Genomic DNA, 21631 nt, shown 5'->3' on the forward strand with positions numbered 1-21631 from the left:
GGAAGCAGCCCTCCGTTGCGCTGGCCCGGAACCACCACATCGCGCCGGCCCGGGCTTCAGTGCCTCACTTCTCTGCTTTTGGCGGCATCTTGTCCATCGCCAAGCCGAACCGTCGTGCACTAGTGCCGAGCTTCGGGTTCGACCTCAGCCGAGCGGCTCGCGTTGTCGTCGCTGGGCATGGCTCTACCACCACCAAGACTGCCTGCGGCTATGCGTCGCGGTGGAGCCGCCATGCCGAACCTGCCTCGGAGACCTGTGTGATTACCGCGAACGATGGGGTTCCGTTGACTTGCATGGGTTCCGGCCGCGGCGTGGTTCCCATCGAAGGGACTCACGGCCGCGCGCCGCTCGATCTCCGACGTCACCACTGCTACTTCAGCGAAGCCACCCAGTCGACCGTCGCGGAGGTGGCTTGATGCCCATCGCCAAAGCCTGGAGCGTCGCGCTTCTCGGCATCGAAGGCCGCGTGATCGAGATCGAGGCCGACCTGGGCGGCGGGCTCAGCCGGGTGACCCTGGTCGGCCTGCCCGACGCCGGTCTGAGAGAAGCCAAGGACCGCGTGCGCTCGGCCGTCCGCAACTCCGGCCAGCCCTGGCCGGACGGCAAAGTCACGCTAGGCCTGTCGCCGGCCAACCTTCCCAAGGTCGGCTCGGGTTACGACCTCGGCATCGCCGCCGCGGTGCTCGCCGCGAACGGAGCCGTCCCGGCCACCAAGCTCCTCCGCACCATCCTCCTCGGCGAGCTGGCCCTCGACGGCCGCATCCGACCCGTCCGCGGAGTGCTGCCGGGCCTCCTGGCCGCAAGGGCCGCCGGCTACGAGCGAGCCGTCGTCCCGACGGAGTCGCTTTACGAAGCCGCGCTCGTCGACGGCCTCGAAGTTGCCGGCGTCTCGCGCCTGGCTGACCTCGTCGCGTGGCTCAAGGACGAAGGCGAACTCGAGTCGAGCCCCGAACCCGTCGCGGCGGAGCCGCCGGAAGTACCGGACCTCGCCGACGTCGTCGGCCAACCGGAAGCCCGCTGGGCCCTGGAGGTCGCCGCCGCGGGTGGGCACCACCTGTTGCTCACCGGCCCACCCGGCGTCGGCAAGACCATGCTCGCCAAACGCCTGCCAGGCCTGCTCCCCGCGTTGTCCCAAGAGGAATCACTGCAGGTCACAGCGATCCACTCCATCGACGGTTCCCTGTCGAAGGCGTCGCCGCTGGTGACCGTGCCGCCATTCGTCGCGCCGCACCACTCGATCACTGTCGCGGCGCTCGTCGGCGGGGGCAGCGGCATAGCGACGCCCGGCGCGATCAGCCGGGCCCATCGCGGCGTGCTGTTCCTGGACGAGGTCTGCGAATTCAGCGGCCACCGCCTCGACTCGCTGCGCACCGTGCTCGAAGAAGGCGAGGTCCGCATCGCCCGCACGAAGGGCTCCGTCCGCTACCCGGCCCGCTTCCAGCTCATCCTCGCCACCAACCCATGCCCCTGCGCGCCGCCGCGTGAGACCGACTGCATCTGCTCGCCGATCGTCCGCCGGCGCTACCTCGGGCGGATTTCCGGACCGCTGCTGGACCGCGTCGACCTCCGCGTGCGGCTGCGTCCGCTGACCGCCATCTCCGCCCACCAGTCCACGGCGCCCGAATCTTCCGAGACGGTCCGCGCCCGCGTCCTGGCCGCCCGCGATCGCGCCGCCCACCGCTGGCGCACGCACGGTTGGCGCGCCAACTCCGACGTCCCCGGCCCCGCCCTCCGCCGCGAGTTCGTGCTGCCGTCGGCGACCACCGCCCTGCTCGACCGCGCTCTCGACCGCGGCCTCCTCACGGCTCGCGGCGCTGACCGTTGCCTCCGCATCGCCTGGACGCTCGCCGACCTCTCCGCCACACCCCACCCGACCCCCGACCACGTCGCCGCCGCGCTCGACTTCCGCGAAAGGACCGCCGCATGACCCGCCCCCGAAAGGAATCCGCCGTGAAACGCCACCTGCGTCTCGTCCCGAATCCCCACAACCCGCCCCAACGCGATCCCGCCCGCGTCCGCGCCGTCCTCGCGCCGCGCCGGCTGTCGCTCGTGAGACTGCGAGGTGCGGCATGACGGCCCTGCCCACCGAACAGCCCGTCGCCACCGCCACCGACGAAGAACGCCTCGCCCGCGCGTACTTGCTGCGCGTCGCCGAGCCCCCGGCGCCGGCGTTGGTCGCGTTCGTGGGGGAACGCGGCCCGGTCGAGGCGGCGGCCCGCGTCCGCAGCGGCGACTGCCCGGAAAAGGTCCGCCGCGAAACCGCCGCCCGGCGCGAAGTCGATCTCGCCGAGCAAGACCTGGAGACGGCCGCGAAAACCCAGGCCCGCCTGGTCGTGCCCGAGGACCACGAATGGCCGGCGTGGCCGTTGCTCTCGCTGGCGGTCGCGAGCGGCCGCGGAGTCGAGAACGTCGCGGCCCCGCTCGCCCTCTGGGTCCGCGGCGGCGCGAACCTCGCGAAAGCGGCCGACCGCGCGGTCGCCGTCGTCGGGGCGCGCCTCGCGACCAACTACGGCGAACACAACTCCGCCGAGTTCGCCCACGGTCTCGCCACCCGCGGCGTCCCGGTGTTCTCCGGCGCCGCCCTCGGCATCGACGGCGCCGCCCACCGCGGTGCCCTCGGCGCCGACGGCGTCACGGTCGCCGTGCTCGGCTGCGCCGTCGACATCGGCTACCCCGCCGGCCACGTCGACCTGCTCAAGCGCATCGCTGACAACGGCGGCGCCGTCGTCAGCGAGTACGCCCCCGGCACCCCGCCCGCGCGCCACCGCTTCCTCGTCCGCAACCGCCTCATCGCCGGCCTCACCGACGGCACCGTCGTCATCGAAGCCGGCATCCGCAGCGGCGCCCGCAACACCGCCACCACCGCGGGCGTCCTCGGCAAAGTCGTGATGGCGCTGCCGGGCCCCGTCCAGTCCGCCAATTCCGCCGGCTGCCATGCCCTCATCCGTGACTGCAAGGCCACCCTCGTCACCTCCGTCGACGAGGTGATCGACACCGTCGGCCGCTTCGGCCCCGCACCCGAACCGGAAAAGCCCAGGCCGCGCCGCCCCACCGACGTCCTCGCCCCGGAAGCCCTCCGCGTCTACGAAGCCCTCGTCCCCGGCGCCGGCCGCTCGGCCGACCAAGTCGCCACCGCCTCGGGCGTCCCGGTCGACCGCGTGCGCGCCCTCCTGCCCGAACTGGAAATCGACGGCTTCACCGTCCGCGGCGACACCGGCTGGCGCCGCATCGTCCGCTCGGCACCGAAATGACCGGCTCCGATCGCCCCACTCAGCCGCTCGCCAAACGGCGGCACGTGGCCGCGAATCGGTCCGCAGCGAGCGACACCGAACTTCGCTCACGGGTCCGACCGCTCGATGCCGGATTGCGCCCGGCGCTGCCGCCCGCTATCCGCGCCGGTCCGCAGGATCTTGATCCGCGCCGGACACGGCGTTCGGTCGCGCGATACCGCACCCGTCGGCGCTGCACCACCCGCTCGCACCTCGGCGAACGGCGACGACCGGGGTGCTCGGCCGGTCGGCGCACCGCCCGTTTGGCGTCGGCATGTGCGTGCGGCAGCCGCTGGCGCCGCATCACCCACTCGCACCTCGGTAAACGGCAGCCACCGCGGCGCTCGGTCCGCCGGCGCATTGCTCGCTCGCACCGAATGTCCGTGCCACACAGAGGAGAACGGCGTGGCGATGCTTGACCTAGGGCGGTGGTTCGCGCAGCGTGATCGCCATGTCGTCAGCGAGCGCCCGCCGGGACGGGGCCCCGCGTGCGTCGGGGGGTCGGAAAGATCCGCGGCGGCCGGATCTGCGGGTGGTGCGCGAGGGGTTGCCCGGGCCGGAGCGGGCGTTGGTGGCCGAGTACGAGCGGCACCTGGCGTTGGAGCGGGGGCTGTCGCCGCACACGGTGCGGGCGTACGTGGGCGACGTGGTGTCGCTGCTGGGGTTCCTGACCGGGGCGGAGGACGACGGCCGCGGGCTCGGCGATCTCGACATCGGGCTGCTGCGCGCGTGGCTTGCCGGACAGCGAGCCGACGGCGCGGGCCGGACCACGTTGGCGCGGCGGGCGGCGGCGGCGCGGACGTTCACCGCGTGGGCCCACCGCCAGGGCGCGCTGAAGGCGGACCCGGGTGGGCGGCTCGCGGCGCCGCGGGCGCACCGGACGTTGCCGGGCGTGCTGCGGGCCGATCAGGCCGACGAGCTGATGCAGGCGGCCGCGAAGGGAGCCGCGCAGCGGGATCCGGTTGCGCTGCGTGACCGTGCGCTCGTCGAGCTGCTCTACGCGAGTGGCATCCGGGTGTCGGAGTTGTGTGGTCTGGACGTCGGAGCGGTCGATTTCGGGCGGCGTGTCGTCTCGGTGATCGGGAAAGGGGACAAGGAGCGGACGGTGCCGTTCGGTGTTCCGGCGGCCGAGGCGCTCACCGCGTGGCTCGAAGCGGGGCGCCCGGAACTGGCCGGGCCGAAGTCGGAACAGGCCCTCTTCCTGGGGGTTCGCGGCAGCCGGCTCGATCCGCGCGCGGCACGGCGCGTGGTGCACGAGGCGGTGGCTGCGGTACCCGGAGCACTCGACATGGGGCCACACGGCCTACGTCACTCGGCCGCGACCCATCTGCTGGAAGGAGGTGCCGATCTCAGGAGCGTTCAGGAACTGCTCGGTCACGCTACGCTTGCCACGACCCAGCTCTACACTCACGTGACCGTCGATCGGCTGAAGGCGATCCATGACCGAGCACACCCACGGGCCTGACGAGGCCGGTGGCGGCTCGGCCGGAAAACCCGAGGCCGAACCACTGGCGCACGCGCATCCGCACGAGCACGGAGACCATACTGAGCCGCATGCCGAGAACAACCGTGCAATGACCTCCACGCCGCAAGTCACGGACGCCGGAGTGAGCACTGCCGGAGGCGAGGGCGCCGTCAGCGAGGACGGGCGCCCCGGTCATGACGTCGACGCGGGCATCCAGGCCTTGTGGCAGCAGTTCGCCGACAAGCCGGATCAGGTGTCGCGCGACCGGCTGGTGCTGCACTACGCGCCCCTGGTGAAGTACGTCGCCGGCCGCGTGGGCACGGGCCTGCCGACGCACGTCGACGTTGGCGACCTCGTGCAGTCCGGCATCTTCGGTCTCGTCGACGCGATCGAGAAGTTCGAGCCCGCGCGGGGGCTGCGGTTCGAGACCTACGCGATGCAGCGCATTCGCGGCGCGATCCTCGACGACCTGCGCTCCCAGGACTGGGTGCCCCGCGCCGTGCGCAGCAAGGCGAAGGAGGCCGAGCGCGCCCTCGAACGCCTCGGCGCGCGCCTGCACCGCACCCCCACCGACGCCGAGCTGGCCACCGAGCTCAACATCGGCCTCGACGACCTGCGCGACTTCTACGGCCAGCTCCAGCTCACCAGCGTCGTCGCGTTGGAGGACCTCGTCGCGGCCGGCAGGGACAGCGGCTCGCTCGTCGACACGCTCCCCGACGACGGCGCCGTCGACCCCGTCGCTGTCCTCGTCGACCAGGACAACCGCCGGCAGCTCGCGGAGGCCATCGCCCAGCTGACCGAGCGCGACAAGATCGTGGTCAGCCTCTACTACTTCGAAAGCCTCACGCTCGCCGAGATCGGCAAGGTCCTGGGCGTCACCGAGTCCCGCGTGAGCCAGCTCCACACCCGCGCCGTCATGCGGCTGCGCGCCAAGCTCACCGAGCAACCCAGCACCTGATCGCCCGCCCGGTCACTGCGGGTCGGCCCACGGTTTCAGCCGGACCCGGCCCGGCACGCCGACGAGGGCCAGCGGATCGATGTACTCCTCTCCTCTGCGGGCACCCCAGTGCAGGCACGTGGTGGTCGGACAGCCGGGATGCCCGGCAGTCACGGTGCCGAGCGGCTGGCCGCGGTACACCTGATCGCCGGTGGCCACGCTCGGGGTGAGCGGCAGGTAGGTCGTACGCAGGCCCCCGTCGTGATCCACCGCGACGACGCCATGGCCCCCGACCTCACCCGCGAAGATCACGACGCCCATGTCAGCCGCGAGAACCTCTTGTCCTGCCGCGGCTTCCAGATCGACCCCGCGGTGGCCGGGCCCGTAGACCGTGGCCGGCGGCTCGAAGAACCGCGTGACCTTCGGCCGGGGCGCGAGCGGCCACGCCAACCGCCCCGCCTGCGCGCCGACATCCGGCGCTGGCGGGACATCGGCGAGCGCCCTCCCGGCCCACGCGCCGGGCAACACGGCAAGCAACACGAGCGCGGCGACCAGCACCAGCCGGGTCCGCGCCGCGGCCCTGCCCAACACCTCGAGCCACCGCATCCACAACGGCTCGGTCGGACGCCGGTGCCGGCCCCGCCGAGGTCCCTCGGGCGGCGCTGCCCGGGAAGCCAGGGGAGCATCCGGGCGGCCGAGCGGACCCGAAGCACCCAGGCCGGCCGAGTCACACGAGCCGTCCGAAACGAGTGAGGGACTGGGAGCGCGCGGGGAGCCTGAAGCGACCAGAACACCCGCAGCACCCGGATCCGCGAGCGCACCAGAAGCGCCCACACCACCCGAAGGCCACAGAACACGCAGCGCCCACAAAGCGCCGCGCCGCAGGACAAAGCGCGGCTGAGGCGTCGAGGAACGCGTCGAGGAACACGAGGTCGTCGTCACGGGTTCGATCATGAGGCACGCGCGGACCGGCACCCTGCCAACAAGGTGAGTTATCCACAGGTGGCTCGAGTTGTGGACAACTCTGCCGGGCGGGAGCGCTGCCGGTGGGGGCGTCCCTGGTGGCAGGGGGTAGAATCTTTCCCGCAGCCCACTCGCTGGGCTGACTTCGCGTGCTCGTGCGCGCGGCCCCGGCCGGTTCCGCTCGGAAGATCAGCGGAGGCCCGGACGGAGGAGAGTCGCACGGCGCCCGGCGGTCCCTGGGGTTCTTGGCACATCGAGAACCGCGGGGTCCGGATGCCGGCACGAGCACCAGGGCGAGCGGTCACCCGGCCGCGAGCGACAAACCGAATGAGCACGTCCGCGGGCGCGAACCGCGGGGGTGCGCGACTACAGAGAAGGTGTGATTCCGGCAATGGCCGTCGTCACCATGAAGCAGCTGCTCGACAGCGGCGTGCACTTCGGGCACCAGACGCGTCGGTGGAACCCGAAGATGAAGCGCTACATCTTCACCGAGCGCAACGGCATCTACATCATCGACCTGCAGCAGACGCTGACGTACATCGACCGTGCGTTCGAGTTCATCAAGGAAACCGTCGCGCACGGCGGCACGATCATGTTCGTCGGCACGAAGAAGCAGGCTCAGGAAGCCATCGCCAACGAGGCCGCGCGCGTGGGCATGCCCTACGTGAACCAGCGCTGGCTCGGCGGCATGCTGACCAACTTCCAGACCGTGCACAAGCGCCTTCTGCGCCTGAAGGAGCTCGAGGCCCAGGAGCAGACCGGCGGCTTCGCCGGCCTCACCAAGCGCGAGATCCTCACGCTCACCCGTGAGAAGGACAAGCTCGAGAAGACCCTCGGCGGTATCCGCGACATGGCCAAGGTGCCGTCCGCGGTGTGGATCGTCGACACGAAGAAGGAGCACATCGCCGTCGGCGAGGCTCGCAAGCTGAACATCCCGGTCGTCGCGATCCTGGACACCAACTGCGACCCGGACGAGGTCGACTACCCGATCCCGGGCAACGACGACGCGATCCGCTCGGCCGCGCTGCTCACCAAGGTGGTGGCCGAGGCCGCCGCCGCCGGTCTGATGGCCCGTTCGAGCCGTGGCGGCGCGTCGGCCGACGCGAAGCCGGAGCCGGGCGTGTCGGACGAGCCGCTGGCCGAGTGGGAGAAGGAGCTGCTCGCCGGTTCGGAGACCGCCGCGGCCGACGCCACCGAGGCGGCTGCCGCGACCGAGGCCGCCACCGAGGCGGCCCCCGAAGCCGTGACCGAGCAGGCCCCGGCCAACTCCTGATCGACCGTGCCCGGGTGGCCCGCGCAGGGCCACCCGGGCGCTGATCACCTCACACGTACCTGAAACGGACGGATTCAACACGATGGCGAACTACACCGCCGCTGACGTGAAGCGCCTGCGCGAGATGACCGGCGCCGGCATGATGGACTGCAAGAAGGCCCTCGAGGAGAACGACGGCGACTTCGAGAAGGCCGTCGAGTTCCTGCGCATCAAGGGTGCCAAGGACGTCGGCAAGCGCGCCGAGCGCGCCACCGCCGAGGGCCTCGTCACCGGCGAAGGCGGCGTGCTCATCGAGCTCGACTCCGAGACCGACTTCGTCGCCAAGAACGACGACTTCCAGCAGCTCGCCGCGAAGATCGTCGAGGTCGCCAAGACCCTCAAGACCAGCGACGTCGAGGCCCTCAAGGCCGCCGACCTCGACGGCAAGCCCGTGATCGACACCGTGCAGGAGCTCTCGGCCCGCATCGGCGAGAAGCTCGAGCTGCGCCGCGTCGTCGCGTTCGAGGGCAAGACCGCCACCTACCTGCACCGCCGCGGCTCGGACCTGCCGCCGGCCGTGGGCGTGCTCGTCGAGTTCACCGGCGACGACGCCGAAGCCGCCCGCGGTGCCGCCATGCAGGTCGCCGCGCTGCGCGCGAAGTACCTGACCCGCGAGGAGGTGCCGGCCGAGATCGTCGAGAACGAGCGCCGCATCGCCGAGCAGACCGCCCGTGAAGAGGGCAAGCCGGAGCAGGCCCTGCCGAAGATCATCGAAGGCAAGGTCACCGCGTACTACAAGGACAACGTCCTGCTCGAGCAGCCGTCGGTCAAGGACAACAAGAAGACCGTGAAGGCCCTGCTCGACGAGGCCGGCGTGACCCTGACCCGGTTCGCCCGGTTCGAGGTCGGCCAGGCCTGAGCGAGGTACTGGGACTAGGTTCTGCCACTGTGCCCCCGTCTCCGCGGTGCGGGGACGGGGGCACAGTCGGGTCCAGCCGCCCGGCGCCCCTCACAAAGGGGAAACGGCGGCCATCGAACACAGGAGGCGACACACAGATGGGTGACCGGGTCGACGGTGGCTACCGAAGGGTGCTGCTGAAACTGGGCGGCGAGATGTTCGGTGGCGGCTCGATCGGGGTCGACCCCGACGTCGTCCACTCCGTCGCGCGCCAGATCGCCGCGGTCGCGCGCACCGGCGTGCAGGTGGCGGTGGTGATCGGCGGTGGCAACTATTTCCGCGGTGCGGAGCTGTCCCAGCGGGGGATGGACCGTGACCGCGCCGACTACATGGCCATGCTCGGCACCGTGATGAACTGCCTGGCCCTGCAGGACTTCCTGGAGAAGGAAGGCCTGCCCACGCGCGTGCAGACCGCCATCACGATGGGCCAGGTCGCCGAGCCGTACATCCCGCGCCGCGCCGAGCGGCACCTGGAGAAGGGCCGCGTGGTCATCTTCGGCGCCGGGGTCGGCATGCCGTACTTCTCCACCGACACCGCCGCCGCGCAGCGCGCGCTGGAGCTCGGCTGCGAGGCCGTGCTTATGGCCAAGGCCGTGGACGGTGTCTACACCGCCGACCCGAAGACCGACCCGAGCGCCACGATGTTCCACGAGATCAGCCACCGCGAAGTGCTGGAGCGCGGCCTCAAGGTCGCCGACGCCACCGCGTTCAGCCTCTGCATGGACAACAACATGCCGATCATCGTCTTCAACCTGCTCACCGAGGGGAACATCGCCCGTGCGGTGAGTGGTGAGAGGATCGGGACGCTGGTCAGCACCCCCGCCGACGGGGCGTCGGCCTAGACCTGCTGGGATCAGCACAGGTTCGACCATCACAACACCGGGAGTAGCCGTGATCGACGAGACCCTCCTCGACGCCGAGGAGAAGATGGAAAAAGCGGTGTCCGTCGCGAAGGACGACCTGACGTCGGTGCGGACCGGCCGGGCCACCCCGTCGATGTTCTCGCGCATCGTCGTCGAGTACTACGGCGCGATGACCCCGCTGAACCAGCTGGCGAGTGTCAACGTGCCCGAGGCGCGGATGGCGCTGATCAAGCCCTACGACCAGACGCAGCTCGGTGCCATCGAGAAGGCCATCCGAGAGTCCGACCTGGGCGTCAACCCCAGCAACGACGGCAACGTCATCCGCATCGTCATCCCGCAGCTCACCGAGGAGCGGCGCAAGGAGATGGTGAAGATGGCGAAGGGCAAGGGCGAGGACGCCCGCGTGTCGATCCGCAGCATCCGCCGCAAGGCCAAGGAAGAGCTCGACCGGATCGCCAAGGACGGCGAAGCGGGTGAGGACGAGGTCGCGCGCGCCGAGAAGGAGCTGCAGAACCTCACCGACACCTACGTGCACCAGGTCGACGAGCTGGTGAAGCACAAGGAAGCCGAGCTGCTCGAGGTCTGATGAGCCAGGTGAGCGAGGAACGAGACGAGCGGGTGGAGCACACCCCGCAGCCGGAGCCGGCTGACAAGCCCGAACCGGGCGGACCGCCGGAGCCGGCCAAGAAGGACTCCCGGGCCGGGCGCAACCTGCCCGCGGCCATCGGCGTGGGCCTGGTGCTCGGCGCGGCCATCATCGTTTCCCTGCTCACCGTCCGCTTCATCTTCATCGGGGTCATCGCGATCGCGATCGGGGTCGGCACCTTCGAGTTCGCCGGCGTGCTCAAGCGCGTCGCGAACATCAAGGTCGCGATGATCCCCGTGCTCGTCGGCGGCCAGGCGATGATCTGGCTGGCCTGGCCGTTCGGCCGCGCGGGCGCGCTCACGGCGTTCGTCATCACGGTGCTCGCCTGCCTGCTCTGGCGGCTGCCGGGCGGCGCCGACGGCTACCTGCGCGACATCTCGGCGTCGGTGTTCGCGAGCGCGTACCTGCCGTTGTTCGGCGCGTTCGCCGCGATGCTCGTCCCACCGGAAGACGGCGTCGGCCGGGTCCTCACGTTCCTCATCGCCGTGGTCGCCTCCGACACAGGCGGCTACATCGCCGGCGTGCTCGGCGGCAAACACCCGATGGCACCGACCATCAGCCCGAAGAAGTCCTGGGAGGGCTTCGCCGGGTCGATGGTCGCCGGCATCGTGGCCGGCATCCTCACGATCAGCCTGATGCTCCACGGCCACACCTGGCAGGGCGCGGTCTTCGGCGCGGCGATCGTGCTCACCGCGACGCTGGGCGACCTCGTCGAGTCGCTGATCAAGCGCGACCTCGGCATCAAGGACATGGGCACGCTGCTGCCGGGCCACGGCGGCATCATGGACCGCCTCGACTCGCTGCTGCCCTCGGCTGTGGTCTCCTGGCTGCTGCTGTCGGCGTTCGTCCCGGCGTGACGCGCCTGACCTCCCCGATCGGCCCGACGCGCGGACCTGCGCTGGGAGCTTCGGCCTCCCAGCGGTAGCGAACGCTTCGTGGACCATCGAAGTGTCCGCGGGCTTGACTCGGAGCATGACCACTTCGACCCGCGAACGTTCCTCGGCCCGGCTCGCGCTCGCGGCGGTGTGCCTCGGGTTCGTGATGATCACGCTCGACGCGACCATCGTGAACCTCGCGCTGCCGGCCATCGGCGCCGAGTTCGGTGAACCGTCCACGGCCGCGCTGCAGTGGGTGGTCGACTCCTACACCGTCGCGCTCGCCGCGTTCCTGCTCACCTGGGGTGAAGCGGGCGACCGGTGGGGCTCGCGGCGCGTGTTCCAGATCGGCACCGCGGTGTTCGTGCTGGCCTCGATCGCTTGCGCCACAGCGGATTCACTGCCGTGGCTGGTCGCCGCGCGTGCGGTGCAGGGGGCCGGCGCGGCCGCGCTGCTGCCCTCGTCGCTGGCGTTGATCGTGCACCAGTTCCCCGAAGCCGGCGCCCGGGCTCGCGCGCTCGGCGTGTGGGGCGGCATGAGCGGGGTCGGGCTCGCGGCCGGTCCGGTGCTCGGCGGTCTCGCCGTCGGGCTGGCCGACTGGCGGCTCGTGTTCGCCGTCAACGTGCCCGTGGGCCTGATCGCGATCTGGCTGACCCGCCGGCACGTCACGGAAACGACGCCGCACCGGCGTACCCGGCTCGACGTCGTCGGGCAGATCCTCGGCACGGCAGCTCTGGCCACGTTGGTCGCGGGGTTCATCGAAGCCGGGCACGCGGGCTGGACCGCCACGACCACACTGGTGCTGATCGGCGCGGGCGTCGCCGCGGGGATCGCGTTCGTAGCGGCGGAAAAGGTGATCACCGCGCCCGTGCTGCCGCTCGGTGTGCTGAAAGTCCGGTCCTTCGCCGTCGCGACGGCCATCGGCGGCCTGTTCAACTTCTGCCTCTACGGCACGCTGTTCTGCCTCGCTCTGTTCCTCCAACGCGAGTGGCACCTCGGCGCGCTCGAGGCCGGCCTGGCGCTGGTACCGCTCACCCTGGCCGTGGGGCTCAACGCGTTCCTCAGCGGACGGCTCACGCACCGGTTCGGCGAGCGCCGGCCGATCGTCGCCGGTGGTCTCGTCGCGCTGGCCGGCTCGGCCGGCCTCGCGTTGCTGCCGGCTGATCCGTCGCCGGTGCTGCTGGTCGTGTTCTCCGTGGTCTTCGGGTGCTGTTCGCTCGCGATGCCCGCGATGACGTCGCTGGCGATGAACGCGTTGCCGGGCAAGGCGGGCATCGCCGCGGGCGTGCTCAACGCGGCGCGCCAGACCGGCGGGGCGATCGGGGTCGCGCTCGTCGGCGGGCTGTTGCCGGGCACGGCGATGTGGGTCGTCGCCGGGGGTTACGGCGGGATCGTGCTGCTGACGGGGTTGCTGCGGCCCCGCTCGTCGTGAGGCCCGGTCATCGAAAAACTCAGTCGTCGAAAAACTCAGTCGTCGTAAGGGTCGTCGACCTCGGCGCGGCCGACGTCGTCGAGCGTGCGCGAGTGGTCGATCACCGCGAACACCGCGCCGTCCGGGTCGGCGAGGATCGCCATACGGCCGAAGGGCGTGTCGTACGGCTCGATCACCACGGACCCGCCGAGCATCAGTGCCTGGCCCGCTGTCGCGTCGCAGCCGCGGGCCGGGTCGACCTCGAAGTAGACGAGCCAGTGCGGGGGAGTGTCGCGGCTGTACTCGGAGCCCATCACGTAGCGGTAGAGCACGGGCGTGTGCTCGATGAGGTATTCCGCGTAGTCGACGCTTTCGCCGTCGCCGATCTGGTGGCTCGAGTAGTTGAAGAGCTTGGTGTAGAAGTGATCGGCCGCCTCGCCGTCGTGCGCGTTGAGGTCAGCGCCGCTGAACGTGTTGGGGATCCCGGTGACGAACCGCCAGTCCGGCGGCGCCTCCCAGAACACCACGGGCGCGCCCGCCGCGTCGATCGCGTGGAGAATGCTGCCGCGCTCGGGGATCGCGACCGGTCCCAGCGTCACCTGGCCGCCGAGGTGCTCCACCCATTCGGCCGCGCTCGCGGTGTGCGGCACGGAGACGTGCAGCGTCCAGCCGGGCTCGGTCTGCGCCCCGGCTTGGTAAAGACCGCCGGTCGGCTCGCCGGCGAGCGACGAGATCCAGTAGCGGCCGGTGGGCGCGGCGGGGTCGCGGTGCACGTCGTACTGCCAGCCGAACAGGCCCGTGTAGAACTGTTGCGACACCGCTTCGTCGCGACAGGCCACCTCGATCCAGCACGGGAGGCCGGCCGGAATCGCGCTTGTGCTGGCCGAACCGATGGTCATCGCGGCCTCCTCCCGGTGAGCAAGAAGTCTATGCGGTGCCCGTGATTTTTTCGCAGTGAGCCCGGAACCCCGGAACCGGCTCGCGGCCGACGTCGTTGGAGAAGTTCGTGCGATGGTTCCCCCGTTCCTCAGGCCGCTCTCGCGCGACGGAGGTCTTGCCGAGCCCCAACATCTGGTACTACCAGCAGGCTTACGAGGTGGAGAACCGCGCGCAGGACGTCGACGGCGAGATCTGGCGCGTCCTGCGCGAGGAGTGCGACTGGACCGGCCGCGACGTTCTCGACCTCGGTTGTGGTGACGGATTCCACTTGCCGCGCTTCGCCCGCGACGCGCGCTCGGTGCTCGGCGTGGAGCCGTACGCACCGCTGGCGCGCGACGCGGCGAAGCGCGCTCGGGAACTGCCGAACGTGTCAGTGCGCGAAGGCCGCGCGCAGCGGCTGCCCGTCGACGACGCGAGTGTCGACGTGGTCCACGCGCGCACGGCGTACTTCTTCGGCCCCGGCTGCGAACCGGGGCTACGTGAAGCGGAACGCGTGCTGCGGCCCGGCGGGTCGATCCTGATCGTCGATCTCGACGCGACGAGCGAGCCCTACGGCGGCTGGCTGCGGGCGGACCTCCCGCACTACGACCCCGTAGAGGTCGAGCAGTTCTTCGAAGGCGAGGACTTCAGCCTCCGGCGCGTGGCGACGCGCTGGTCGTTCACCGACCACGCCGCCATGGAGTCAGTGCTGAAGATCGAGTTCAGCGCGCAGGTCGCCGCGCGGGCCGTGGCCGAGGTGCACAAGCGCACGATCAGCACGGTCGGCGGCGCCGGGGTGACGCTGCCGGTGGGCTACCGCGTGCACACGCGGGTCAAGCCCACCGGCCTCGTCCTGCCGGGTCACTCGGCTTCTTCCGGCGACTCGTCGGTTTCCTCGACCTCGCCGAGGATCGAGTAGACCGAGCGCCGGGCCTCGTTGAGCACGTCGACCACGCGGGCCTGCTGGCTCGCGCTGCCGGCGCGCATCACCTGGACGACCGCCGCCGCGAGCGTGGCGCCCGCCTTGCGCAGGTCGACCTCGACGGGGTCGACGTCCTCGGCGAAGTGCTCCCACGGCGGGGTGCCGGTCTGCTGCTCCGCGGTCGCGCGGCCCTCGTCGGTGAGCTCGAACAGCTTCTTGCCGTTCTCGTCCTTGCTCACGACCAGGCCTTCGTCGGCCAGCATCTGCAGCGTCGGGTAGATCGAGCCGGGGCTGGGCTTCCAGAAGCCGCCACTGCGCTCGCCGATCTCGCGGATGATCTCGTACCCGTGCCGTGGCTGTTCCGCGAGCAGGGTCAGGATCGCCGCGCGGACGTCACCGCGCCGGCCGCGACGCGGGCCGTGGCCTCGTCGTCCGCCGGGACCGCCGTGGCCTCGCCGGCCGCGGCCCATCGGGCCGCCGGGGCCGAATCCGAAGTCGCCGAACTCGCGGCCGAAGGGGCCGAAAGCGGGACGACCGTGTTCTCCGTGTTGGTGCGCGCCTCGCGCACCGGGGTGAGGGTGCCTCATGTCGTTGTTCCTTGTCTGTTGGCCCCGCCTCCGGCGGGGCGTGCGGGATCGCCTTTGAGCCGGAGATTCCGCGAACGGTTGCGACTGGTTCACGATATATCGGAAACGGTCGCGATGCAACCTAACGACTGTCGAGGACCTGCGCGAGGGACGTTTGCGGTGGTCGGAGATACTCGAAGGAGTAAGAAGAAGCGCTGAACCGACCTGGGAGACCCGACCCCCCATGCTGGACCGAGTGGTCATCGACGCCCTGTTCCCCGCGGACCTGCCCGAGCCGGAGCACTGGGAGCGGCAATACCCGGCGCGGCAGCTGCCGGACGGCGCGAAGGTGACCCGGTTCGGCCCGTCGCCTACGGGGTTCGTGCACATCGGCGGCATCTACGTGGCCACGATCGACCAGGACGTCGCCCGTCGCTCCGGCGGCCGCTACCTGGTGCGCGTCGAGGACACCGACCAGTCGCGCGAGGTCGAGGGCGCGCTGGAGCAGTTCGAGCGCGGCTTCTCCTACTTCGGTCTGCAGGCCGACGAGGACACCCTGCGCGGCGGCGACTACGGCCCGTACCAGCAGTCCGGCCGCGAGCAGATCTACCTGACCTACGTGCGCCAATTGCTGCGCGAAGGCCGCGCGTACATCGACTTCGCCACGAAGGACGAGCTCGCGTCCATCACCGCGCGCCAGCAGGCCACGAAGCTGCCCACCGGCTACTACGGCTCGTGGGCCATCTGGCGCGACGCCGACCCGGCCGACGTGCAGGCGAAGCTCGACGCCGGCGAACCGTGGGTGGTGCGGTTCCGCGCGCCCGACGACACCGGCGCGCGCGTGCGCTTCACCGACGCCATCCGCGGCACGATCGAGGCCGAGGCCAACCGCAACGACGTGGTGATCCTCAAGAGCTCCGACCAGAGCCCCCGGCTGCCGACCTACCACTTCGCGCACGCCGTGGACGACCACCTCATGCGCGTGAACCTCGTCATCCGCGGCGACGAGTGGATCTCGTCCGTGCCGGTGCACCAGCAGCTGTTCGACGCGCTCGGCTTCGAGCCGATCACCTACGCGCACATCGCCCCGCTGATGAAGCAGGAGGGCGGCAGCAAGCGCAAGCTCTCCAAGCGCAAGGACCCCGAGGCGTCGGTCGACTTCTACATCGAGGCCGGCTACCCGGTCGAGGCCGTTCTGTACTACCTGCGCGGGCTCGCCAACGGCCGGCTCGCCGAGCTGCCGCTGGCCCAGGCGCTGGACGAGCCGATCAACCTCGACGAGATGGGCGTCGCGGGACCGCTCGTGGACCTCGTGAAGCTCGACGACATCTCCGCCGACCACATCGCGACGATGTCGGGCGCGGAGATCCTCGCCGCCGTGCGCACGTGGGCGCAGCGTTTCGACCCGGAGCTGCTGTCGGTACTGGAGTCGTCGGAGGAGCTGGCCCTGCGGGCGCTGGCCGTCGAGCGCGAAGGCGCCGAGAACCCGCGCAAGGACCTCAAGAAGTGGAGCGAGTTCCGCGCGGTCTACGGATTCTTCTTCCCGCAGCTGCACGCCCCCGTGACCGGCCCGGACGACGAGCGCATCGCCGCCCTCGGCGTGGCGCCGGAGGTCGTGCGTGCGGTGGCGTCGGACTTCGTCGCGAACTACCAGCAGCTCGACGACGGCCAGGAGTGGTTCCAGCAGATCCGCGACGTCGCGGCGAAGCACGGTTTCGCCAAGAACGCCAAGGAACTCAAGAAGGACCCCGACGCGTACCCGGGCTCGATCCGCGAGGCCTCGCAGATCATCCGCATCGCGATCACCGGCTCCACCCGCAGCCCGGACCTGCACTCGATCACGCAGGCGCTGGGCCGCGAGGAGACCCTGCGGCGGTTCGAAACCCTCACGGCGTGAGCCGCCGCCGTCCTCCGGTGTAAGCGCGCCGGAGGACGGCGCGTCACTCCTGTTCGGGCGCGGTGGCGTCCAGCCGGCGGTGCAGCTCCGGGTGGCCGGTGAACACCGCCACCTGCAGCTCCGCGACGAGGCGCTGCGTGGGGATCTCGACGTCGACTCCGAACACGTCGCGGATCCGGGTCAGCCGGTACTTCAACGTGTTGCGGTGCACGTACAACGTGCGGGCTGCCGCGGTGAGATCGCCACCCGCCTCGAAGAACGCCCGCAGGCTCGGCAGGTACTCCGTCCCGCAGTCCCGGTCGCTGACGACCATCCCGGCCACGCCGCCCTGCAGCAGCCGCGGCCGGTCCAGCACGATCTCGGTCAGCTCCGACAGCACGGCGTCCGCGATCGAGTCCTCGAACGCGACCACCCGGCGGGACTCGTCGAGCAACGGCAGGGTGAGCAGCCGGTCGACGTCGCGGCGGGCCTCGACGAGCCGGTCGGCCGACGTGATCTCCCCGCTCACCGCCGCCCGCAGCTCCACGCGCAACTGGCGTGTCGCCTGCCCGGCGATCTCGCGGGCGAGCGCCGTCGCCTCGCCCGGCGGCCGGTCTTCCACCACGGGGAACGTCGCGTAGATCCGGCCTTCGCACGACGTCACCGCGCCGCGGCGGCGCGACGCTTCGACCCGCAGCGCCACCAGGTCCTCGAGCTGCCGCAACCGCAGCGGATCCGGCTCTCCGGCCGGCGGCCCGTCCACCCGGTCCGGGACGAACGCGACCAGCCGGAACGCGCTCGCGGCGCTGCGCACCGACAGCGCGGGCCGCATCACCGAAGCGCGGATCGGCATCGGCGGCGCCGGCCCGACGCCGCTGCGCGCCCACGCGGCCGAGACCGTCCTCATCGGACAGTCGCCGTCGGACGAGCTGTTCCGCGCCGCGGGTGCGGAGGCCACCCGGGCCGTCGACCCCGGAACCGACCTGCACGCGCCGGCGGAGTACCGCCGCCGCATCACCGGCGTCCTCACCCGCCGCTGCCTCACCCGCGCACTGTCCCGCACGGAAAGGAACCAGGCCGCATGAGCAGCCGCGCCGTCAGCATGACTGTCAACGGGGAAGCGGTGACCCGCCACGTCGAGCCGCGTCGCACGTTGTCGGACTTCCTGCGCAAGGACTGCGGGAAGACCGGCGTGCACGTCGGCTGCGAGCACGGCGTCTGCGGGGCTTGCACGGTCGTGCTGGACGGGCGCACCGCGCGGTCCTGCTGCACGCTCGCCGCGCAGGCCGAGGGCGCCGAGGTCACGACCGTCGAAGGGCTCGCCGAGGGCGGGCGGCTGCACCCGCTGCAGGAGGCGTTCTGGAAGCACCACGGGCTGCAGTGCGGGTTCTGCACGCCCGGCATGCTGCTCACCGTCCGGGAGCTGCTGGCGGACAACCCGGACCCCACGGACGACGAGATCCGGGCCGGCATCTCCGGCAACCTCTGCCGCTGCACGGGCTACCAGTTCATCGTCGACGCGGTCCGCGAGGCGGCCGCGGTCCTGCGGGCGGAGGTGACCGGCGGCACACGGCCGGGGGAGTCCTGACGGCGTGTCCGGTGGACGTGGAATACTGGATCGGTTATGACTGCCCTCCCCCTTGTTTTCGACGCGCCCAAGCGTGGCCTGCCGCCGCGTCACCTCGCCGACCTCACCTCCGCCGAGCGGGCCGAGGCCGTGGTGGAGCTGGGGGAGAAGGCCTTCCGCGCGAAGCAGCTGTCGAACCACTACTTCTCGCGCCTGACCGTCGACCCGGCCGACATGACGGACATCCCCGCGGCCGCGCGTGAGCGCCTGGTCGCGGACCTGATGCCGTCGCTGCTCACCGAGGTCCGCGCCCTGTCCGCCGACGACGGCGCCACGCGCAAGACCCTCTGGCGCGCCCACGACGGCACGCTGCTCGAGAGCGTGCTCATGCGCTACCCCGACCGCGCCACGCTGTGCATCTCCAGCCAGGCCGGCTGCGGCATGGCGTGCCCCTTCTGTGCCACCGGCCAGGGCGGCCTCGACCGCAACCTGTCCACGGCCGAGATCGTCGACCAGGTCCGCTCCGCCGCCGCCGTCATGCGCGACGGCGCCATGCCCGGCGGCCCCGGCCGCCTGTCGAACATCGTGTTCATGGGCATGGGTGAGCCGCTCGCGAACTACAAGCGGGTGGTGGCGGCGGTGCGGCGGATCACGGAGCCGGCTCCGTCGGGTTTGGGGATCGGTCAGCGTTCGGTGACGGTGTCGACGGTGGGTTTGGCGCCGGCGATCCGGAAGCTGGCTGACGAGAAGATGCAGGTGCGGCTGGCGGTGTCGCTGCACACTCCGGATGACGAGCTGCGGGACACGCTGGTGCCGGTGAACAACCGCTGGTCGGTGGATGAGGTTTTGTCGGCGGCTCGGTATTACGCGGACACGTCGGGCCGTCGGGTGTCGATCGAGTACGCGTTGATCCGGGACATCAATGATCAGCCGTGGCGGGCGGAGCTGCTGGCCAAGCGGCTGCGCAAGCATCTGGGTCAGTTGGTGCACGTGAACGTGATCCCGCTGAACCCGACGCCGGGTTCGAAGTGGGACGCCTCCCCGAAGCCGGTGGAGCGGGAGTTCGTGCGGCTGGTGAACGCGGGGGGCGTAGCCTGCACCGTGCGCGACACCCGCGGCCAGGACATCGCGGCGGCGTGTGGCCAGTTGGCTGCCGAAGGCTGAGTTTTTCGTTTCAGTGATGGGAAAGTTCCTGTGATTTCAACGCCCTGCCTCCTCGACCCGGCGGCGGAAGAGCTGAAGCTGCGCGACATCACCGGCGGGGTGGCGGTGGCTCGTGCGGCCCGCTCGTTGCTGGGCGAGCGGTTCGATTCGGAGAGCTTCATGTACGTGCTGATGCGCGCGTACTCGGTGGACTTCCACGCCGCCCGCGACGCTTCGCGCTGGCAGGGCTTCGGCGAGAGCCCGCGGGCGTTGTCGGATGCGGATCTGGAAGTGCTGCTCGCGCCCTGGGTCGCGACGAAGTAGCTGCGAACACTGACCTGGCTGCTCGAAAGATAATCGGTGATCTCATCGCCGCTGGCGCTGACCAGGATTTGCTGGAGTGGTTGCGCCAGCGTTCGCATGTGCGCGTTTTGAAGCGTTCCTGATCTGATCTGAATAAGCGCGTTCTGAGCGTCTCGCTCACCTGGACCGCCCCATCCGCTCGCGCCCTGGGGCGCGTCACGAGTGGCGCAGCTGCGGCCACAACGTCTCCCACGATTGCCGCGGGGCGTCGCAGAGCCAGATGGGCACGCCCTGGTTCAGGCCGGCGAAGCCGTGGTCAGGGTCGGACGGTGTCGTCGACACCCGCGCGCACGGGCGTGCGCAACTCGGTCGGGTCGGTGCCGACGAAGAGGACCGGGCGGCCGGGGTCCGAGGGCTGGCCGAAGTAGGAGAAGCCGCGGTGGGGACTGTGGGCGGGAGGTACGCCGAGGGCGGCGCCGTACCAGTTCAGGGCGCTGGCCTGCCATGGTGGTCGGTGATGATCGTCGTCGTGGCGGGTAGGCGGTTGTAGGCGGTCGCGACTGCGTCGGTGAAGGTGCTCCAGTCTTGTTCGGACCGGGATTCGAGGGTGGCGCCGGTGGCCCAAGAAAAAGGTCCGCCCGCGAGCAGGCTGATGACCAAGACGACGGCGCCGGAGAAAGCGGATACGCCCACCGAAGCGATGCGTCGCCACCAGTGCGATCCCACCGTGGTACTGATGCGGGCCGTGGCGGCGGCCCAGCAGACGGGGAACAGGCCGGCGCAGTAGTAGTACCGCCCGCCGGCCACGAGCATCACGGCGGCGACGGCGACGCAGGTCCAGCCCAGAAAGCGGTACGGCGCGAAGCGGCTGTCGCGGAGCAAGGTCCAGCAGCCGTAAACCGCCAGGGCGGCGCCGGCGAGTGCGCCGTTGGACGCGAGCGTCAGGGGCAGCACGGCGACTTTGCCACCGGCGAACTCGCCGGTCTCCTGGGCGACGACGGGGACGAGCGTCAGCTGCGGGAAGCCGTGAAACCCTTGCCAGATCAGGTAAGGCGACGCGCCGGCGCCAGCGAGCGCGGCCAGTTTCCCCAGCCCGGCCCACGGCACGCGCCGCCGCCGGGTCGCGAGCAGCACGGCGGCGCAGCACATCCAGAACACGGCGATCAGTGGCTTGACCGTGAACGCCACCCCCGCGAGAAGTCCCATGCCCCACCAGAGGCGGTCGGAGCCGGTCCGGGCCCAGCGCACCAGCAGCAACGTCGTGGCGATCCACAGCGGGATGTCGAACGTCTGGGTCAGCAGCAGCGATCCCGTGTCGAGCACCCGCGGCGAGGCGGCGTACGCGGCCGCCGCGGCGGTCTGCGCCCAGCGGCCGCCGCCGAACTCTTGCGCGAGCAGCGCGGTGAGCAGGACACCGGCGACCGTGGCGAGCACCGCCGGAATCCGCAAGGCCAACGGTGAACCGTCGCCGAGCCACGCCAGGAACGGCACCAGTGCGCCCTGGTCCGCGTAGCCCCACGACAGGTGCTGAGCCGCGGACAGGAAGTAGAGCTCGTCGCCGTGGAGGCTCTGCCGCCTGGCCTCGACGAGCAGCGCGAGCGCGGTGCACAGCGCCACGACCGAGATCGCGGGCCACGCGAAGGGCCGAGCGACGGCAACGCGAGGTTCCAGGGGACTGCGGATGATCACCATGGCGC

Annotated in this window: 22 protein-coding genes; 17 read left to right on the forward strand and 5 right to left on the reverse strand. The window is 71.0% G+C overall.

The features are described from left to right. Positions 1-415: 415 nt before the first annotated feature. The 5 genes from AB0878_RS17400 (at position 416) to AB0878_RS17420 (ending at position 5692) form a co-directional block, all read left to right on the forward strand. Positions 416-1927, forward strand: coding sequence for a YifB family Mg chelatase-like AAA ATPase (locus AB0878_RS17400; protein ID WP_366580915.1), 1512 nt, complete (start codon positions 416-418; stop codon positions 1925-1927). Beyond that, positions 1924-2073, forward strand: coding sequence for a hypothetical protein (locus AB0878_RS17405; RefSeq protein ID WP_366580917.1), 150 nt, complete (start codon positions 1924-1926; stop codon positions 2071-2073). The genes AB0878_RS17400 and AB0878_RS17405 overlap by 4 nt, the downstream gene beginning before the upstream one ends. Next, the gene (dprA, locus tag AB0878_RS17410) at positions 2070-3251 is read left to right on the forward strand and encodes a DNA-processing protein DprA (protein WP_366580918.1); all 1182 of its coding nucleotides are present in this window, start codon (positions 2070-2072) and stop codon (positions 3249-3251) included. Before AB0878_RS17405 ends, dprA begins: the two co-directional genes overlap by 4 nt. A 469-nt stretch (positions 3252-3720) precedes the next feature. Next, on the forward strand, positions 3721-4734 hold the full coding sequence (locus AB0878_RS17415; RefSeq protein WP_366581118.1) for a tyrosine recombinase XerC: 1014 nt from the start codon (positions 3721-3723) through the stop codon (positions 4732-4734). Between the two features lie 109 nt (positions 4735-4843). Beyond that, positions 4844-5692 (forward strand): FliA/WhiG family RNA polymerase sigma factor, encoded by an 849-nt coding sequence (locus AB0878_RS17420; RefSeq protein ID WP_366580920.1) that lies wholly within the window; start codon positions 4844-4846, stop codon positions 5690-5692. A 12-nt stretch (positions 5693-5704) separates the two neighbouring features. Here AB0878_RS17420 and AB0878_RS17425 read toward each other — a convergent pair whose 3' ends face one another. Further along, complete coding sequence (locus tag AB0878_RS17425; RefSeq protein WP_366580923.1) at positions 5705-6262, reverse strand: M23 family metallopeptidase; 558 nt, start codon at positions 6260-6262, stop codon at positions 5705-5707. Between the two features lie 763 nt (positions 6263-7025). Here AB0878_RS17425 and rpsB point away from each other — a divergent pair. From rpsB to AB0878_RS17455, 6 genes are all read left to right on the forward strand, one after another. Beyond that, positions 7026-7907, forward strand: a complete 882-nt coding sequence (gene rpsB, locus AB0878_RS17430) for a 30S ribosomal protein S2 (protein WP_366580925.1) — start codon at positions 7026-7028, stop codon at positions 7905-7907. Positions 7908-7989: 82 nt separating this feature from the next. Next, complete coding sequence (tsf, locus tag AB0878_RS17435; RefSeq protein ID WP_366580927.1) at positions 7990-8805, forward strand: translation elongation factor Ts; 816 nt, start codon at positions 7990-7992, stop codon at positions 8803-8805. A gap of 137 nt (positions 8806-8942) precedes the next feature. Then, complete coding sequence (gene pyrH / locus AB0878_RS17440; RefSeq protein ID WP_326569352.1) at positions 8943-9686, forward strand: UMP kinase; 744 nt, start codon at positions 8943-8945, stop codon at positions 9684-9686. A gap of 49 nt (positions 9687-9735) precedes the next feature. Continuing rightward, a complete protein-coding gene (frr, locus tag AB0878_RS17445; protein WP_364060056.1) occupies positions 9736-10293 on the forward strand; it encodes a ribosome recycling factor in 558 nt (185 codons plus the stop codon). Continuing rightward, positions 10293-11210 carry a phosphatidate cytidylyltransferase gene (locus AB0878_RS17450; protein WP_366580929.1) on the forward strand — a complete coding sequence of 306 codons (918 nt, stop codon included), beginning with the start codon at positions 10293-10295 and terminating at the stop codon, positions 11208-11210. Before frr ends, AB0878_RS17450 begins: the two co-directional genes overlap by 1 nt. A gap of 115 nt (positions 11211-11325) precedes the next feature. Then, positions 11326-12660 carry an MFS transporter gene (locus AB0878_RS17455; protein ID WP_366580931.1) on the forward strand — a complete coding sequence of 445 codons (1335 nt, stop codon included), beginning with the start codon at positions 11326-11328 and terminating at the stop codon, positions 12658-12660. A 35-nt stretch (positions 12661-12695) separates the two neighbouring features. Here the strand turns inward: AB0878_RS17455 and AB0878_RS17460 are convergent, their stop codons facing one another. Then, a complete protein-coding gene (locus AB0878_RS17460) occupies positions 12696-13538 on the reverse strand; it encodes a VOC family protein (protein ID WP_366580933.1) in 843 nt (280 codons plus the stop codon). Positions 13539-13645: 107 nt separating this feature from the next. On the opposite strand from AB0878_RS17460, the gene AB0878_RS17465 reads away from it, so the two are divergent. Then, positions 13646-14476 (forward strand): class I SAM-dependent methyltransferase, encoded by an 831-nt coding sequence (locus AB0878_RS17465; protein ID WP_366580935.1) that lies wholly within the window; start codon positions 13646-13648, stop codon positions 14474-14476. Here AB0878_RS17465 and AB0878_RS17470 read toward each other — a convergent pair. Further along, positions 14419-15066, reverse strand: coding sequence for a PadR family transcriptional regulator (locus tag AB0878_RS17470; RefSeq protein ID WP_366580937.1), 648 nt, complete (start codon positions 15064-15066; stop codon positions 14419-14421). The genes AB0878_RS17465 and AB0878_RS17470 overlap by 58 nt on opposite strands. Before the next feature lie 223 nt (positions 15067-15289). Between AB0878_RS17470 and AB0878_RS17475 the strand changes: the two genes are divergently transcribed. Beyond that, positions 15290-16942 (forward strand): glutamate--tRNA ligase family protein, encoded by a 1653-nt coding sequence (locus AB0878_RS17475; RefSeq protein WP_366580939.1) that lies wholly within the window; start codon positions 15290-15292, stop codon positions 16940-16942. Between the two features lie 43 nt (positions 16943-16985). Here the strand turns inward: AB0878_RS17475 and AB0878_RS17480 are convergent, their stop codons facing one another. Continuing rightward, the gene (locus tag AB0878_RS17480) at positions 16986-17828 is read right to left on the reverse strand and encodes a helix-turn-helix domain-containing protein (protein WP_366580941.1); all 843 of its coding nucleotides are present in this window, start codon (positions 17826-17828) and stop codon (positions 16986-16988) included. Between AB0878_RS17480 and AB0878_RS17485 the strand changes: the two genes are divergently transcribed. Genes AB0878_RS17485 through AB0878_RS17500 form a run of 4 tightly spaced genes read left to right on the forward strand, consistent with a single transcriptional unit; the run spans position 17773 to position 19955 of the window. Beyond that, on the forward strand, positions 17773-18006 hold the full coding sequence (locus AB0878_RS17485) for a hypothetical protein (protein WP_366581120.1): 234 nt from the start codon (positions 17773-17775) through the stop codon (positions 18004-18006). The two genes, AB0878_RS17480 and AB0878_RS17485, sit on opposite strands and share 56 nt — an antisense overlap. Then, the gene (locus AB0878_RS17490; RefSeq protein WP_366580943.1) at positions 18003-18509 is read left to right on the forward strand and encodes a (2Fe-2S)-binding protein; all 507 of its coding nucleotides are present in this window, start codon (positions 18003-18005) and stop codon (positions 18507-18509) included. Before AB0878_RS17485 ends, AB0878_RS17490 begins: the two co-directional genes overlap by 4 nt. 36 nt (positions 18510-18545) lie before the next feature. After that, positions 18546-19652 carry a 23S rRNA (adenine(2503)-C(2))-methyltransferase RlmN gene (gene rlmN, locus AB0878_RS17495; protein ID WP_366580945.1) on the forward strand — a complete coding sequence of 369 codons (1107 nt, stop codon included), beginning with the start codon at positions 18546-18548 and terminating at the stop codon, positions 19650-19652. Between the two features lie 30 nt (positions 19653-19682). Next, the gene (locus AB0878_RS17500) at positions 19683-19955 is read left to right on the forward strand and encodes a hypothetical protein (protein WP_366580947.1); all 273 of its coding nucleotides are present in this window, start codon (positions 19683-19685) and stop codon (positions 19953-19955) included. Between the two features lie 465 nt (positions 19956-20420). Here the strand turns inward: AB0878_RS17500 and AB0878_RS17505 are convergent, their stop codons facing one another. Then, the gene (locus tag AB0878_RS17505; protein WP_366580949.1) at positions 20421-21626 is read right to left on the reverse strand and encodes a glycosyltransferase family 39 protein; all 1206 of its coding nucleotides are present in this window, start codon (positions 21624-21626) and stop codon (positions 20421-20423) included. Positions 21627-21631: the final 5 nt, after the last annotated feature.

It is taken from the genome of Amycolatopsis sp. NPDC047767 (assembly GCF_040704195.1).
GTDB lineage: Bacteria > Actinomycetota > Actinomycetes > Mycobacteriales > Pseudonocardiaceae > Amycolatopsis.